Annotated in this window: 15 protein-coding genes; 9 read left to right on the top strand and 6 right to left on the bottom strand. The window is 45.8% G+C overall.

The features are described from left to right. Window positions 1-6: 6 nt before the first annotated feature. The 5 genes from ribF to ispH all read left to right on the top strand — a co-directional run bounded on the left by ribF (window position 7) and on the right by ispH (window position 5,981). A complete protein-coding gene (gene ribF / locus R7F64_RS08740; RefSeq protein ID WP_005381933.1) occupies window positions 7-942 on the top strand; it encodes a bifunctional riboflavin kinase/FAD synthetase in 936 nt (311 codons plus the stop codon). Between the two features lie 64 nt (window positions 943-1,006). Continuing rightward, window positions 1,007-3,835, top strand: coding sequence for an isoleucine--tRNA ligase (gene ileS / locus R7F64_RS08745; protein WP_167415020.1), 2,829 nt, complete (start codon window positions 1,007-1,009; stop codon window positions 3,833-3,835). Between the two features lie 73 nt (window positions 3,836-3,908). Then, a complete protein-coding gene (lspA, locus tag R7F64_RS08750) occupies window positions 3,909-4,415 on the top strand; it encodes a signal peptidase II (RefSeq protein WP_005385948.1) in 507 nt (168 codons plus the stop codon). Between the two features lie 144 nt (window positions 4,416-4,559). Beyond that, complete coding sequence (gene fkpB, locus R7F64_RS08755) at window positions 4,560-4,991, top strand: FKBP-type peptidyl-prolyl cis-trans isomerase (protein ID WP_005381922.1); 432 nt, start codon at window positions 4,560-4,562, stop codon at window positions 4,989-4,991. Between the two features lie 24 nt (window positions 4,992-5,015). Further along, window positions 5,016-5,981: a 4-hydroxy-3-methylbut-2-enyl diphosphate reductase gene (ispH, locus tag R7F64_RS08760; RefSeq protein WP_005381920.1), complete on the top strand. Its 966-nt coding sequence runs from the start codon at window positions 5,016-5,018 to the stop codon at window positions 5,979-5,981. Between the two features lie 46 nt (window positions 5,982-6,027). Here the strand turns inward: ispH and R7F64_RS08765 are convergent, their stop codons facing one another. From R7F64_RS08765 to R7F64_RS08780, 4 genes are all read right to left on the bottom strand, one after another. Further along, window positions 6,028-6,501, bottom strand: a complete 474-nt coding sequence (locus R7F64_RS08765) for a low molecular weight phosphatase family protein (protein WP_167415021.1) — start codon at window positions 6,499-6,501, stop codon at window positions 6,028-6,030. A 71-nt stretch (window positions 6,502-6,572) separates the two neighbouring features. After that, the gene (gene btsR, locus R7F64_RS08770; protein ID WP_005381917.1) at window positions 6,573-7,301 is read right to left on the bottom strand and encodes a two-component system response regulator BtsR; all 729 of its coding nucleotides are present in this window, start codon (window positions 7,299-7,301) and stop codon (window positions 6,573-6,575) included. Window positions 7,302-7,332: 31 nt separating this feature from the next. Further along, a complete protein-coding gene (locus R7F64_RS08775) occupies window positions 7,333-9,003 on the bottom strand; it encodes a sensor histidine kinase (RefSeq protein ID WP_005381915.1) in 1,671 nt (556 codons plus the stop codon). A gap of 193 nt (window positions 9,004-9,196) precedes the next feature. After that, the gene (locus R7F64_RS08780) at window positions 9,197-10,681 is read right to left on the bottom strand and encodes a carbon starvation protein A (protein ID WP_005381914.1); all 1,485 of its coding nucleotides are present in this window, start codon (window positions 10,679-10,681) and stop codon (window positions 9,197-9,199) included. Between the two features lie 280 nt (window positions 10,682-10,961). Between R7F64_RS08780 and R7F64_RS08785 the strand changes: the two genes are divergently transcribed. Beyond that, window positions 10,962-11,303, top strand: coding sequence for a DUF2799 domain-containing protein (locus R7F64_RS08785; protein WP_047103915.1), 342 nt, complete (start codon window positions 10,962-10,964; stop codon window positions 11,301-11,303). Between the two features lie 114 nt (window positions 11,304-11,417). Next, complete coding sequence (locus R7F64_RS08790; protein ID WP_005381911.1) at window positions 11,418-11,690, top strand: hypothetical protein; 273 nt, start codon at window positions 11,418-11,420, stop codon at window positions 11,688-11,690. A gap of 51 nt (window positions 11,691-11,741) precedes the next feature. Here the strand turns inward: R7F64_RS08790 and murQ are convergent, their stop codons facing one another. Together murQ and R7F64_RS08800 are read right to left on the bottom strand one after the other, a co-directional pair. Next, window positions 11,742-12,671 (bottom strand): N-acetylmuramic acid 6-phosphate etherase, encoded by a 930-nt coding sequence (gene murQ / locus R7F64_RS08795; protein WP_047103912.1) that lies wholly within the window; start codon window positions 12,669-12,671, stop codon window positions 11,742-11,744. A gap of 36 nt (window positions 12,672-12,707) precedes the next feature. Beyond that, window positions 12,708-13,820 carry an anhydro-N-acetylmuramic acid kinase gene (locus R7F64_RS08800; RefSeq protein ID WP_170890655.1) on the bottom strand — a complete coding sequence of 371 codons (1,113 nt, stop codon included), beginning with the start codon at window positions 13,818-13,820 and terminating at the stop codon, window positions 12,708-12,710. Between the two features lie 99 nt (window positions 13,821-13,919). On the opposite strand from R7F64_RS08800, the gene nagZ reads away from it, so the two are divergent. Beyond that, window positions 13,920-14,903, top strand: coding sequence for a beta-N-acetylhexosaminidase (nagZ, locus tag R7F64_RS08805; RefSeq protein WP_017821494.1), 984 nt, complete (start codon window positions 13,920-13,922; stop codon window positions 14,901-14,903). A 207-nt stretch (window positions 14,904-15,110) separates the two neighbouring features. Then, the gene (locus R7F64_RS08810) at window positions 15,111-16,187 is read left to right on the top strand and encodes a 3-deoxy-7-phosphoheptulonate synthase (protein ID WP_005381904.1); all 1,077 of its coding nucleotides are present in this window, start codon (window positions 15,111-15,113) and stop codon (window positions 16,185-16,187) included. Window positions 16,188-16,202: the final 15 nt, after the last annotated feature.

Genomic DNA, 16,202 nt, shown 5'->3' on the forward strand with positions numbered 1-16,202 from the left:
TATCCAATGGAACTGATTAGAGGCATTCACAATATCAACCCGCGACATCATGGTTGTGTGCTGACTATTGGCAATTTCGATGGTGTCCATAAAGGCCATCAACAAGTATTGCAGCAAGTGTCTGAGCAAGCGGACAGGCTATCCTTGCCTTCTGTTGTGATGACCTTTGAACCTCAGCCGATGGAGCTGTTTGCCAAAGACAAGGCACCTGCAAGGTTGACGCGATTACGCGATAAGTTCGTGCAATTGAGTAAGCTCGATATTGACCGCTTACTGTGTGTCAATTTCAATCGCCATTTTGCAAGTTTAACCGCGGAAGAGTTTATCCGTGACTTGTTGGTCGAGCGTTTGGGTGTTAAGTTTCTTGTCGTTGGTGATGATTTCTGCTTTGGCAAAGGCCGTACAGGTAACTTTGCAATGCTGCAGGAAGCAGGGGAAAAATACGGCTTTGATGTCGTAAGTACCCAGAGCTTTTGTTTACAACAATTACGTGTCAGCAGTACGGCTATCCGTCAAGCGCTGGCGCGTGACGATTTGCATTCCGCGCAACAGATGCTGGGAAGAAACTACAGCATCAGCGGTCGTGTTTCTCACGGAAGAAAGCTAGGTCGAACCATTGGGTTTCCTACTGCAAATATTCCTTTGAAACGCTGTGTTTCTCCGGTTTCCGGAGTCTATGTTGTTCAAGCGCTTGGCTTAGGAAATAAGCCAGTTGGTGGTGTTGCTAATATTGGTCAAAGACCAACCGTCAATGGTGTTCGCCAACAGTTAGAAGTGCACTTATTCGACTTTCATGCCAATTTATATGGCAAGCAACTAGAAGTGGAACTTTTGCATAAACTTCGAGATGAGCAAAAGTTTGAGTCGTTTGAAGCACTTAAACAACAAATCGAATTGGATGCTGAAGCAGCAAGGGTGTGGCTGCGTCAGCTTAAGCGTTGAGCGGTTTATTCCACCGTTCAACATAATGTCTAATTTTCGCCCAATATAACGGAATTAAGAATCGATGAGTGAGTATAAAGATACCCTGAACTTACCTGAAACAGGGTTTCCAATGCGCGGCAACCTGGCCAATCGTGAGCCAGAAATGCTTAAGCGTTGGTACAAAGAAGATCTTTACGGTGAAATCCGTAAAGCTAAGAAAGGCAAAAAGTCATTCGTATTGCACGATGGCCCTCCTTACGCAAATGGTGACATTCATATTGGTCACGCACTAAACAAGATTCTTAAAGACATTATTATTAAATCCAAAACACTTTCAGGTTTTGACGCACCTTACATCCCAGGCTGGGACTGCCACGGTCTACCAATCGAATTAATGGTAGAGAAGAAAGTAGGTAAGCCAGGCCAAAAAGTGACAGCAGCGGAATTCCGCGAGAAATGTCGTGAATACGCAGCAGGTCAGGTTGAAGGTCAGAAAGAGAGCTTCAAACGCCTTGGTATCATGGGTGAGTGGGACAAGCCATACCGCACTATGGATTTCGCAACTGAAGCGAACATTATTCGTGCTCTTGGTAAGATTGCAAGCAATGGTCACCTTCTAAAAGGTTTCAAACCTGTTCACTGGTGTACAGACTGTGGTTCTGCTCTTGCTGAAGCGGAAGTAGAATACAAAGATAAAGTATCGCCATCTATCGACGTTCGTTTTAAAGCGGCTGACGAAGCGGCACTGTTGTCTAAATTTGAGCTGACTGAAGGTCATGAAGGTCACGGTGACGTATCTATCGTTATCTGGACAACAACACCTTGGACACTGCCAGCAAACCGCGCGGTATGTCTACGTGATGATCTAGAGTACGTGCTTATCCAAACAGAAGGCGACAACGCTGAGCGTATCATCGTTGCTGCTGAGCTAGCGAAAGACGTAATGGACCGTGCGGGTATCGAGCACTTCCACAACCTTGGCTTTGCTAAAGGTGCGGACCTAGAGCTTTCTCAATTCCAACACCCATTCTACGATTTCACTGTACCGGCGATCCTTGGTGATCACGTTACGACTGATTCAGGTACTGGTGTTGTTCACACTGCTCCTGGTCACGGTCAAGAAGACTTCGCGGTTGGTAACAAGTACAACCTAGAAGTAGCAAACCCAGTTGGCTCAAACGGTGTTTACCTACCAGATACAGAGCTATTTGCTGGTCAGCACGTATTTAAAGCGAACGATGCAGTAGTAGAAGTACTAAAAGAAAAAGGTGCACTACTACACCACCACGCTTACGAGCACAGCTACCCACACTGTTGGCGTCATAAGACTCCAATCATCTTCCGTGCTACACCTCAATGGTTCGTTTCTATGGACCAAGCTGGCCTACGTGCTAAAGCATTAGAGTCAATCAAGAATGTAGAGTGGATGCCTGAGTGGGGTCAAAGCCGCATCGAAGGTATGATCGAAGGTCGCCCTGAGTGGTGTATCTCTCGTCAACGTACTTGGGGTGTGCCAATTGCTCTGTTTGTTCATAAAGAAACAGCAGAACTTCATCCAAACACGCTAGAGCTGATCGAGAAAGTAGCGAAGCTGGTTGAAGAGAAAGGCATTCAAGCATGGTGGGATGTAGATGCCGCTGAACTACTAGGTGCTGACGCTGACCAATACGAAAAAGTGCTAGATACGCTAGACGTATGGTTCGATTCAGGTGTCACTCACTTCTCTGTTGTTGATGCTCGTGAAGAGTACAACGGCAACAGTGCTGACCTATACCTAGAAGGTTCTGACCAACACCGTGGTTGGTTCCAGTCTTCTCTAATTTCATCTATCGCGATGAAAGACGAAGCGCCTTACAAACAAGTACTGACACACGGTTTCGTGGTTGATGGTCAGGGGCGTAAGATGTCTAAATCTATCGGTAACGTGGTTGCGCCAAAAGACGTAACTAACAAGCTAGGTGCTGACATTCTTCGTCTATGGGTTGCTTCAACAGACTACACTGGTGAAGTTGCGGTTTCTGATGAAATCCTAAAACGTAGCGCAGATGCTTACCGTCGTATCCGTAACACAGCGCGTTTCTTCCTAGCTAACCTGAGCGGCTTCAACCCTGAAACAGACATCGTTCCTGTTGAAGAGATGGTTGCGCTAGATCGCTGGGCAGTTGGTCGTGCACTAGCAGCACAAGAAGAGATTGTTAAAGCATACGAAGAGTACAACACACACGGTGTAACTCAGCGTCTAATGCAATTCTGTTCAATCGAAATGGGCTCTTTCTACTTAGACGTAATTAAAGACCGTCAGTACACAGCAAAACGTGGCGGCAACGCTCAACGTAGCTGTCAGACAGCACTTTACTACATCGTAGAAGCGCTAGTTCGTTGGATGGCGCCAATCATGTCGTTCACTGCAGATGAAATCTGGAACGAAATGCCAGGCGAGCGCGACAAGTTCGTATTCACTGGTGAGTGGTTCGACGGTCTATTCGGTCTTGCTGAAGGTGAAGAGCTGAACAACGAATTCTGGACTGAGATCCAAGCGGTTCGTGGTGCAGTAAACAAACTTCTAGAAGATGCGCGTAAAGAGAAAACCATTGGTGGTGCACTACAAGCTGAAGTGACTCTATTTGCTGATGACGCACTAGCGGCGAAGATCAACAAACTTGAAGATGAATTGCGCTTTGTTCTACTAACATCTGCTGCGAAAGTTAAGCCTCTAGGTGAGAAGACGGATGCAGCACAAGCGACGGATATCGAAGGCTTGTTTGTAGAAGTAGCAGCAGCTGAAGGCGAGAAGTGTGACCGTTGTTGGCACCACACGCCAGACGTAGGCACAATCGAAGGTCACGAGAAGATCTGTGGTCGTTGTGTGTCTAACGTAGACGGCGAAGGTGAAGTACGTAAATTCGCGTAATTGCCTAGAACGACTGAACTTTTTTTAAAATTAACAGCCCCAGTATTTACTGGGGCTGTTTGTAGGTAAAGTAATGAGTGAAAAAGCACTGACGTTAAAGCAATCTGGAGTTCGCTGGCTGTGGTTAGCAATTCTGGTATTTATTGCAGATATTGGCATCAAATTGGTGGTGATGGACAACATGGGCTACGGATGGGCAAACCGAATTGAGGTGCTGCCATTCTTCAACCTACTTTATGTTCATAACTACGGTGCAGCATTCAGCTTCTTGAGCGATCAAGCTGGTTGGCAGCGCTGGTTATTTACAGGTATCGCGTTTGTTGTTACGGGTCTTTTGACCTACTGGATGAGTAAGCTTCCAGCAAAAGAAAAATGGAACAACATTGCTTATGCACTGATTATTGGTGGTGCAGTGGGCAACGTGTTTGACCGCGTCGTTCATGGCTTTGTTGTTGATTACCTAGACTTCTTCTGGGGTAACTACCACTGGCCAGCATTCAACCTTGCTGACATGGCGATCTGTATTGGTGCAGCAATGATTATTCTGGATGGCTTCCGTAAAAAAGACGCTGACAAGTAATCTTTTGCGGTATATCGAATAACCCTAAGCGTCGTCCGTTGATTCGAGCGACGCTTTTTATTATGTTGGAGCGCAAATCAGCATATCAATGTATAAAAAGACCAAGCTGACAGCGTAATAACCCAAGAACAAGGAAGCATTAACGTGACAACAATAACCAATGAATCGGTAGTAACCCTTCACTTTACGATTAAAATGAAAGACGGATCGGTTGCAGATAGTACTCATAACATGGGTAAACCAGCGAAGTTTGTTATGGGTGATGGCAGCTTGAGTGAAAACTTTGAGCAGTGCTTGATCGGCCTCGAAACAGGCGCACAAAAAGCGATTGAGCTAAAGGCAGAAGACGCGTTTGGTATGCCAAACCCTGATCATATTCACTATATGGATCGCACTAAATTTGTAGGTGATGCAGAAGTGGAAGTTGGTACAATCATGGCCTTCAGTGGCCCTGATGGCATGGAAATCCCAGGCATCATTACTGAGATTGCTGGCGACTCAGTAACTGTGGACTTCAACCATCCACTCGCGGGACAAGACGTGACTTTCGAAGTTGAAATTTTGTCAGTAGAATAGCGAACCAAATAAAAGATAACTTCCATGAGCAATGAAATGAAAATCCTGTTAGCTAACCCACGTGGTTTCTGTGCTGGTGTTGACCGCGCGATTAGCATCGTAGAGCGTGCGCTAGAGATGTATCAGCCACCGATTTATGTGCGTCATGAAGTGGTGCATAACCGTTTTGTGGTTGAAGGTCTAAAACAGCGTGGTGCTATCTTCGTTGAAGAACTGCACGAAGTGCCAGACAACAACATTGTGATTTTCTCCGCTCATGGTGTATCGCAGGCAGTTCGTCAGGAAGCCAAGCAGCGTGATTTGACCGTATTTGACGCAACGTGCCCTTTAGTAACCAAAGTGCATATGGAAGTGGCGCGTGCGAGCCGTCGTAATATGGAAGTGGTTCTGATTGGTCACGCAGGTCACCCTGAAGTCGAAGGTACGATGGGGCAATACGCCAGTGAAACCGGTGGTATGTACTTGGTTGAAACTCCAGCCGATGTTGAGAAACTGAAGGCGATTGTGAAAGATCCATCCGATCTTCATTACGTAAGCCAAACGACGCTTTCTGTCGATGAAACTGCCGATGTTATCGAAGAGCTACGCCGCGTGTTCCCAGATATCCAAGGTCCACGTAAAGACGATATCTGTTATGCGACACAAAACCGCCAAGATGCCGTACGTGAATTAGCTGGTGACGTAGATGTGATGGTTGTGGTGGGTTCTAAAAACTCATCAAACTCTACACGTCTTAAAGAGCTAGCTGAAAAGCTAGGGACACCTGGCTACTTAACCGACTGTCCGGAAGATATCAAACCTGAGTGGTTCGAAGGCAAAACAAAGGTCGGCGTGACTGCGGGAGCATCTGCTCCGGAAGAGCTCGTTAATCAGATTCTAGAGCGAATCAAAGAACTCGTTGGTGCCGAAGCGGTTGATGAAGTACTTGGCCGTGAAGAGAATATGTTCTTTGAAGTACCTAAAGAACTTCAAATCAAGCAAGTGGATTAGTCTCCATTTATCGAATATTCAAAAGGCGACCTGTGGGTCGCCTTTTTTACATCTCTCTTAACTCATTTAGGTAATCACGAATTTGGTCTTTTCCTAAACCATCGATAATCATATCAGACATCTTCGTGATTCTTCGCTCAAGCGATTGAGCAACCTTTTCGCAATGTGCGTACATGTCTTCATCAGAACCATCGGTCGGAAAAGCATCAACTTGCCAGTTTACTCGAACACCACCTGCAAGCCACTGAGGAGCGGTTTCTTGATGTAAAGAATCACGGAGAATAATAACGATGTCGGGAAGAAATTGAGTTCGCTCCTCCCATGAATGCGTGTGGATATGCGGAATGGGGAGTTGGTGGTCATCTAAATATTTTTGCACCACTGGGTGCACCTTGCCTGTGGGATGTGAGCCTCCACTGGTGACACTAAAATCTGCTGGCAGGATATTGGTTGCGATTGACTCCGCGAGGACGCTTCGTCCAGCGTTGTGCTTACATATGAATAAAACTTTATACATCATCGCCTCGTCTTTTCAGAGCGTCCTATTTATACGCTAGCGGAAACTCAGCGATGATGTGTGAAGTTTTTGTGTTAGTGGCTAATGCCGAGCATCTCTTTGAGCACCTTTAAGTAGCGGCGGCTTACTGGTATCTCAAAGCCTGTTTTGGTGATGATTTCCGCTAACCCATTTTCCAGTAACTTGATTTCGCTAATCGCTTTAATACTGACTAAGTATTGACGATGGCAGCGGACTAGAGGGGTTTTCTCTTCCAACGTTTTTAATGTCAGTTGGGTGCTCGCGGTTTGGCTGGTGGAGCGTACATGTACGCCGCTGATATCACTGTAAGCACATTCCACCGTGTCGGTGGCCATGATAACGATGCGGTTGTGTCCGATGCACGGTATCTGATCCAACGTGTCAGGTGTAATAGCAGACAGTTGTTGCGTTAGGGCGGATTGGCTAATGACTTTGTTTAGTCGTTTGACCGTTTTAGTTAACCGGCATGGGTCGACAGGTTTGAGCAAGTAATCAAAGGCATTGTCTTCAAATGCTTGAATCGCATACTGATCATAAGCCGTGACAAAAACCACATAAGGCATGGTTTCTGGATCAAGCATCCCAAGTAATTCAATCCCCGTGACTTGAGGCATTTGGATATCGAGAAACACCACATCAGGCTTGAGTTCATTGATTTTTTTTAGGCCAAGGATTGCGTTTGAGGCATCGCCCACGACCTCAACTTGGCCTGTTTCATCCAGTAACTCTGCTAGCTCTTCACGAGCAAACTGTTCATCATCAATGACGAGTGCGGTTAACATCCAACATTACCTTTATTGCTTCAGCGTGCTTTTATGATTTTGGGGGAATGATAAAGCTCATTTTAGTAAATTGATGTGGCTCGCACGTAATTTTTAGCGCTGCATCACGTCCAAATTGATTAGTGAGACGTTTGTCGACAATTTCTAAACCTAGCCCTGAGTGGTTTTCTTTTGGCGGTTCAAAACTGCCTGCGTTGTCTTCGACGGTAATCAAGTGACCTTGTGGGTGTGCTTCGCTGTAGATATGAACTTTACCACCTTCAAGCATGTTTGAAATGCCATGCTTAATGGCATTCTCAACCAAAGGCTGGAGTGTAAAGCTTGGTAATTTGATGTCCAGCAATTCAGGTTGAATATCGATTTCAACCTCTAAGCGGTCCGTAAAACGCGCTTTTTCGATGCTCAAGTACGAGTTCACATGTGCAAGCTCTTCCTTTAGCGTCACGGTATTAATGTTCTGCTTTAAATTGCTGCGGAAGAAGTGCGATAGATTTTGGATTAGCTCGCGCGCTTTGTCAGGGTCACGACGAGTAATCGCACTAATAGTATTGAGAGCATTAAACAAAAAGTGTGGATTCACCTGAGCGTGAAGCAATTTGATTTCTGCTTGGGCGAGTAAGGCTTGTTGTTGTTGGTAATCGCCATAAAGGATTTGGCTAGATAGAAGCTGGGCTATTCCTTCCGCCATCGACATGTTGGCCGTCGAGAACAATTTACGCTTCGGTTCATACAGCTTTATGGTACCAATGACCTCTTTCCCTGCACGCAGTGGGATGATCAGCGCAGATCCGAGCTTGCAATCTTTTGCAATGGAGCATTGGTATGGACGCTCCGCACCATCAAGATAAATGATGTCGTTTTTCTCCATGGAGTCTAATGTGCTTTGCGATGAAATCGGCGTGTTCGGTTTATGGTGATCATCGCCAATGCCCACAAACGCCAAGATCTTTTCTTGGTCAGTAATCGCGACAGCGCCCACTTTGGTTTCTTCGTAAATAATACGTGCGATTTTCTCTGCGTTTTCGGTGTTGAAGCCGTTGCTTAGAATTCCCACTGAGCGATCAGCAATGGTGAGCGCTCGACGCGAAAACGTCGCAGAAAACTTTTCAAAGATTGCTTTTCTGTCTTGCAGGATACTCATGAACAACGCTGCACCAAATGAGTTCGCGATGATCATAGGCGCTGCAATAGCGGACACCAGTTCATAGGCTTGATCAAAAGGTTTCGCGACGGCGAGCAGCAAAATCATTTGCACCACTTCTGCAACAAACGTGACGCTGAATACGACGCTTGGATTAAACAGCAATGCGCCTTTATTTCGCTTGATAAGGTAAACGTGGAGCAAGCCACCAATTACGCCCTCGGCGGTGGTTGAAATTGCGCAGGCTAGGTCAGTAAAGCCACCAAGAGAGTATCGATGGATGCCACCAGTAAATCCGACGGCGAAACCTACAACAGGTCCACCAAACAGCCCGCCCATAACTGCGCCGATCGCACGAGTATTGGCAATAGCATCGTTGATGTGCAGACCGAAATAGGTGCCGAGAATACAAAAGCCAGAGAAGAGTACGTAACAAATTAGGCGGTGGCTTAAGCGCGAAGAAATACTCAGCAAAGGTAAGATGATTGGCGTTTTACTTAGCATGTAAGCCAAAACTAAGTACACACACATCTGTTGTAAAAGGGAGATGACCAGTTCCATAGTGAACCTAACCTAGAATCAATGTTGTTATTGTATACCTAAGTAACCTCAAGATGCTTGGCTCAGATAGATAAGAACAGCTAAGTAAATGATGCTGCGCTGTGCTTTCTGAGTCTTAAAGTGACTTGGGTATAAAACAAAAAGAGCCTGCAATTGGCAGGCTCCTATCTTAGTCACTCAGATGTGACGAGTATTACGCTGTTTCTGATACGGCTTGTGGTTTCTCTTCGTCAGCCAGTTCAGTTTCACCTTTACCCTTAGAGGTTTTGATAACGTAACCTGTCACAGCTAGGGCAAACACAATACCTACGATAGTTGATAGTTGCATTGGCAGACCAAAACCTAGCGAGCTGTTGTTTAAGATGAACGTGACACATACCGTGGTCATGAAGATAGCTGGGATAGTGGTAATCCAGTGCAGCTTGTTGTGACGCAGTAGGTAAGCGGACGCAGTCCAAAGCATCATTACCGCTGTTGTTTGGTTTGCAAAACCGAAGTAGCGCCAGATAATGCCGAAGTCTACTTGAGTTAAGATACCGCCGATAACGAACAGTGGAAGTGCCATCAGTAGACGGTTACGTAGCGTTTTTTGTTCCATGTTGAAGTATTCAGCAAGGATCAAGCGGCTTGAACGGAACGCTGTATCGCCAGACGTAATTGGTAGGATAACCACACCCAGGAACGCAAGGATACCACCGAACACACCTAGCAGACCAAATGATGCGCTGTATACCACGTTACCAGGGCCACCGTTTTTCACAGCTTCTGATAGAGCGTCTAGAGAGCCGAAGAAAGACAGAGCGATAGCACACCAAATTAGCGCGATAACACCTTCACCAATCATTGCACCGTAGAATACGAAGCGACCGTTTTTCTCATTTTCCATACAACGCGCCATCAGTGGAGACTGAGTTGCGTGGAAGCCAGAGATAGCGCCACATGCGATAGTGATGAACAATGCAGGCCATAACGGCATGTCATTTGGGTTGAGGTTAGAGAACATGTCCGAAACTTGGAAGTCACCCATTACTGTGTGTTCGCTAGAGAAAGCAACGGCTGTCATTAGGCCAACAGACATAAAGATAAGTAGGGCGCCAAACAGTGGGTAGAAACGACCAATGATTTTATCGACAGGAACAATCGTCGCAATGATGTAGTAAGCAAAAATAGCAATAACCATTGTAGTCATGCTTACGCTCAAGCTTGTTTGATCATTGATGAGGTTAGTAATCATGCCAGCAGGGGCTGAAACGAACACTACGCCAACTAGAAGCAATAGGACAATGGCAAAAATATTCATAAAGTGTTTTGCGCCATTACCTAGGTAGCGACCTGTAATGGTAGGTACAGATGCACCGCCGTTACGCACTGAAAGCATGCCTGAGAAGTAATCGTGTACTGCACCAGCAAAAATACAACCGACTACAATCCAAAGCATCGCCGCAGGACCGTATAGTGCCCCCATGATCGGGCCAAAAATTGGACCAACACCTGCGATGTTAAGTAGTTGAACTAGGTAAACTTTCTTTGTTGACATTGGAACGAAGTCAACACCGTCCGATTTGGTGTGAGCTGGCGTTTGGCGTTTTTCATTGATGCCGAAAATCTTCTCGACGAAAGCGCCGTAGATGAAGTATCCGCCGATTAGGGCTGCGACACAGGTTAGAAACCACATCATAGCAATTGTCCTTGGTCTTAGTTGGGTAGGGTAATTTTTTAATCTCAGGATGCATGTTATGCGTCACTTGTGTTAAATGCATTCGGTTAGTAGATGAGTGGTCGAATAGAGCACTGAGTGGTCGATATGCTGCTTGAGCGGTTTTTAAAAATGGCGAAAGGTTGATGACAGTCTTGAGCGGCTGATTTGAGTCATCAGTGGTTAAATCTGCAAGCTCAGCGGCAAGCGCCAATAATTAGTGGTAAGCTTATTTTTGAAAACAATTACTTAAGGAAGAACCATGAAAAAGGTAACGGTAGGTCTGGCACTGGCTTTACTTGTAGGATGCACAGCAACGACAGCAGATCTTGCCAAGTCGGGAGATTGGCATCAGATCGGATATCAAGATGGCATAACCGGACACACATCGCGCACGATGAGCGAGCTTCGTGAGTTGGGTAGTGTTAAGCAAAGTGACTACGACCAAGGTTATTTAGAAGGTTTACGTGAGTACTGTAATCCTGCTTTTGCGTATCAAATGGGGTTATCTGGTCAGTATTACGAAGGGGTTTGTGAAGGTACTGAGCAAGCGCAAAAATTCCGCATGGAATGGCAACGTGGTTGGAATGAATACTCAAATTAATAGTCAATAAAGCCGTTGTTACACTGTCTGCATCACATAAATGTGGCAAAATTTTCCTTATTAAACTATGTTCATATTGCTTGATAGTGAGCACAGAAAAAAAGGAATCACATTATGTCAACGCAAATGGCTGGTGGCTGGAGTCCATTTCATGAACTCACAGCAGAGAATAAAGAAGTATTTGCTAAAGGTATCGAGGGGTTTGTCGGTGTCAAATACTCCCCTTTGGTTGTGGCTACTCAAGTCGTAGCCGGACAAAACTATGCGTTTTTCTGTAATGCAGAAGTTGTCTACCCTGGAGCACAACCATACCCAGCAATGGTTCATATGTTCAGTGACCTTGAAGGTAAAGTCGGTATTACTCACATTGAACGATTGAACTACTAAATTGAGCCATAAAAGGCGCCTGACTTTTAAATAAGTGAGGCGCTTTATTGATTAAGATTGATTAGTTTGCGCGATCACGACTTTTCTTAAATATCCTTGCTTGGCGTTCAGTTGCTCAGTCGCGCTTTCTCTATCCAGCCCGGTTAAAATCATCAAAATCGCTAACTTGGCGTCGTAGTCCGTTTCTTTGAGCGCCGTTTTAGCCTCTTGGTTAGTACAATCTGTTGCTTGCATAACAATACGAGTCGCTCTTGCAACTAGCTTTGCATTCGTCGCTTTCACATCTACCATTAAGTTCTGATAACTTTTGCCCAGGCGAATCATGCTTGCGGTAGTGAGCATGTTTAGTACGAGTTTTTGTGCCGTCCCTGATTTTAAGCGAGTGGATCCCGTTAACGCTTCAGGTCCAACAACGGGGCTAATCGCAATATCAGCAATATCTGCAATCGGAGAGTCAGGGTTACAAGATAGTGCTACAGTGGTGGCACCAAGCTCGTTCGCATACTCTAAGCCACCAATCACGTAAGGTGTTCGTCCACTTGCCGCAATACCAACGACGACATCGCGTTGTGTTAGCGTATTCTCTTTAAGATCTTGCTCACCCAATGCTGGATCGTCCTCCGCCCCTTCTTTTGCACGGAACATTGCCTCTTTTCCACCAGCAATAATACCAACGACCATCTCTGGATCTGTGCCAAAAGTTGGTGGGCATTCTGAAGCGTCCAAAACGCCAAGTCGACCACTGGTACCCGCACCGATGTAAAACAACCGACCTCCGACCTTAAATGCTTCCGTGATCTTATCAACGGCTTCAGCGATCTCAGGCAACACTTTTTCAACGGCAAGAGGAACGAGTTTGTCCTGTTGGTTGATGCGTTGAACAATATCGAGAGAAGGCAGCAAGTCGATGTCCATGGTGTCTGGGTTTCGCCCTTCAGATACCAGATGGGATAAAGCTGCGATAAGTGCATCGTTCGTCATAATGAATTAAGCCTTTTTGTTTAGGATCTATTGCCCTTAATTTTTTGAATAGAGTACACCCAGTGAAGCGAGACGACTTGCCCCCGTAACTTCCGGTAAGTTGCTAGGGAGGCCGTGAATATGGCGCTGCGCAAGCCAAGCAAACGCCATTGCTTCCATGTAGTCGCCATCAACGCCTTTTTCTGCCGTTGTCGCAACGCTCCATTGTGGCAATAACTTAGCTAGTCGCTGCATCAAAAGTGGGTTTCTTGCTCCACCGCCACAGACCAATAGTTGAGGTGTGATGCCATGAGAAAACTTGTCGACTTCGTTGGCAATGGTAATTGCAGAATACTCGCAAAGTGTACGTTGTACGTCTTCGATTGGTAAATTGTGATGGGCCAGTTGTTGATGCAGCCAGTCAATATTGAACAGTTCTCGTCCGGTACTTTTAGGGGCTGGCATGGCGAGGTAAGCTTCTTTGAGTAATTGAGTCAACAAAGTAGCGTTTACCGTTCCTTTAAGTGCAAACTGTGCATTTTCGTCGAAGCTTTGCCCAGTATGCAGCGCACACCATGCGTCCATCAACATATTGCCCGGGCCTGTGTCATAGCCAATGACTGGTTGTTCTGGATGCAGTACCGAGATATTGGCAATGCCTCCAATGTTAAGTACCACAGTTGTGGAATCCTGCATCGCAAAAATGCTTTTATGGAAAGCAGGGACGAGTGGGGCACCTTGTCCACCTAGCGCCATGTCTTTACGACGAAAATCCGCTACCGTATCAATGCCTGTTTTGACCGCGATAATGTTTGCATCGCCCAATTGAGTGGTAAACGGCAAGTTTCCGGTAGGCTGATGGAATACTGTTTGACCGTGATTACCAATCGCACGAATTTGCTCTACGACGTAACCAGACTTATTGAGCAGCTGTAACACAGCATCTGCAAATAGGTGGCCGAGCTGGTGGTCAAGTTCACCTATGGCTTTTAAATTTGTTGCTTGACCGGTACAAACAGATAACAGCATGTCTTTTAGTGCTGCGGGCATTGGGTAGTCGTCATGCGCAATCAGGCGAACGTGCTCATCGCTTATTTCAACTAGAGCGGTATCAACACCATCCATACTCGTTCCAGACATCACACCAATGTACAGTTCGTTAAATTTCATAGCCGATCTCGTCAATTCTTCATTCACTTATTGTAAAGCAAATCTGAAGCGAATAACCTCATCGAATACGAGATATTCAGCCGATTTTGAGGAGAAAACATGGGACCGTTATGGGTTGACGTTGCGGGGTATGAACTGACCGCTGAAGACAAAGAAATCTTGGAGCATCCTACGGTTGGTGGCTTAATTCTATTTGCTCGCAACTATCATGATAGCAAACAGCTTCAAGCACTTACTCAATCCATCCGAAAGGCGGCTAAGCGCCCGTTTTTGATCGGTGTGGATCAAGAGGGCGGCCGAGTGCAGCGCTTTCGCGAAGGTTTCTCATTAATTCCTGCTGCTGATGAGTACGCTAAACATCAAAATGGTGAAGAGCTTGCTCGTATGGGCGGTTGGTTAATGGCAGCAGAGCTGATTGCCCATGATATTGATTTAAGCTTTGCCCCGGTACTTGACCAAGGCCATCAATGTAAAGCGATCGGTAACCGTGCATTCGGTGAAGATGCCGATACCATTCTTCGCTATAGCACTGCATATATGCAGGGAATGAAGAGTGTTGGCATGGCAACGACAGGCAAGCACTTCCCTGGACATGGTGGCGTGATTGCAGACTCACATCTAGAAACACCATACGACGAGCGCAGTGATATTTTTGAACAAGATATGGCGATCTTCAAAGCGCAAATTGATGCCGGTATTTTAGATGCCATGATGCCTGCTCACGTGATTTTCCCACACTATGATGCTCAACCAGCCAGCGGTTCTGAATACTGGTTAAAACAGGTCCTGCGTCAGCAATTGGGTTTTAAAGGTTTGGTTTTTTCGGATGACTTGACCATGGAAGGCGCTGCGATCATGGGCAGCCCTGCCGAGCGAGGTGCTCAAGCATTGAGAGCTGGCTGCGATATGTTGTTAATGTGTAATAAACGAGAAGCGCACGTTGAGGTATTAGACAACTTACCGGTTTCAACCGTGCCACTCGCGGATGGATTACTGAAAAAACAGTCATTTTCTCCAAGCGAACTTAAGCTATCTCAAGAGTGGAAAGCGGCGAGTGAAGCGATGAAACGCTTGACTAGCTAAACCTCTTGTAAAAGATTCAAAACAGCGATTAGAAGCCAAAGTTAATTATACTTTGGCTTTTTATTTGACTGTAAAGTTAATTTTGCACTAAATGTTTTTTATTCTGTACGCTTGTTTTTCTTTTTTAGCCTGTTATCTTGTCGTTAAAGCTTAGTTGTCTCACCAAAGGTTTGGTTGGGTGTAAAAATAAATATACAGGTTAGAGTTATGCAGAAAAGTGAGTTGAGCAATATTAATATTATCGAAGAACAGGTTCTTATTACTCCGGAGGAACTAAAAACCAAGCTTCCTTTGAGTGAAAAAGCACGTCGCTTTATTCAAGAGTCTCGTCAAACTATCGCTAATATTATTCACAAGAAGGATCACCGCCTGCTTGTTGTATGCGGTCCATGTTCTATCCACGACGTAGAAGCGGCGAAGGATTACGCAAAGCGCCTTAAAGCACTCTCTGAACAACTAAGTGACCAACTGTATATTGTTATGCGTGTTTACTTTGAGAAGCCGCGCACCACGGTCGGCTGGAAAGGCCTGATCAATGACCCACACCTAGACGGCAGTTTCGATATTGAACACGGTCTGCATGTTGGACGCGAACTTCTGGTGGAGTTGGCAGAGATGGAAATCCCGCTCGCGACTGAGGCTCTAGACCCAATTAGCCCACAATACTTGGCGGATACTTTTAGCTGGGCAGCCATCGGTGCTCGTACGACGGAGTCACAAACTCACCGTGAAATGGCAAGCGGCCTGTCTATGCCAATCGGTTTTAAGAATGGCACCGATGGCAGTTTGGCAACCGCAATTAACGCGATGCAAGCTGCGTCCTCTAGCCACCGTTTTATGGGAATTAACCGTGAGGGACAAGTCGCACTGTTGACCACCCAGGGCAATGCTAATGGACATGTGATCTTACGTGGCGGCAAGCAAACTAACTACGATTCGGTATCAGTCACTGAGTGTGAGCAAGAGATGGCGAAATCTGGTCTTGATGCTTCATTAATGGTGGATTGCAGTCACGCCAACTCACGTAAAGATTACCGTCGCCAGCCACTAGTCGCGGAGGATGTGATTCATCAAATCCGTGAAGGTAATAAATCTATTATCGGTCTTATGATTGAAAGCCATATCAATGAAGGAAATCAATCTTCTGACTTAGCTCTTGAAGAGATGAAATACGGTGTATCTATCACTGACGCATGTATCAATTGGGATTCAACTGAGGCACTATTACGTCATGCACATGAAGAGCTAGTGCCTTTCTTAGAAAATCGTCTAAAGGCTAATTAATACAGGATTTAAGGA

This window comes from Vibrio sp. Vb1980, from assembly GCF_033338615.1.
GTDB lineage: Bacteria > Pseudomonadota > Gammaproteobacteria > Enterobacterales > Vibrionaceae > Vibrio > Vibrio alginolyticus.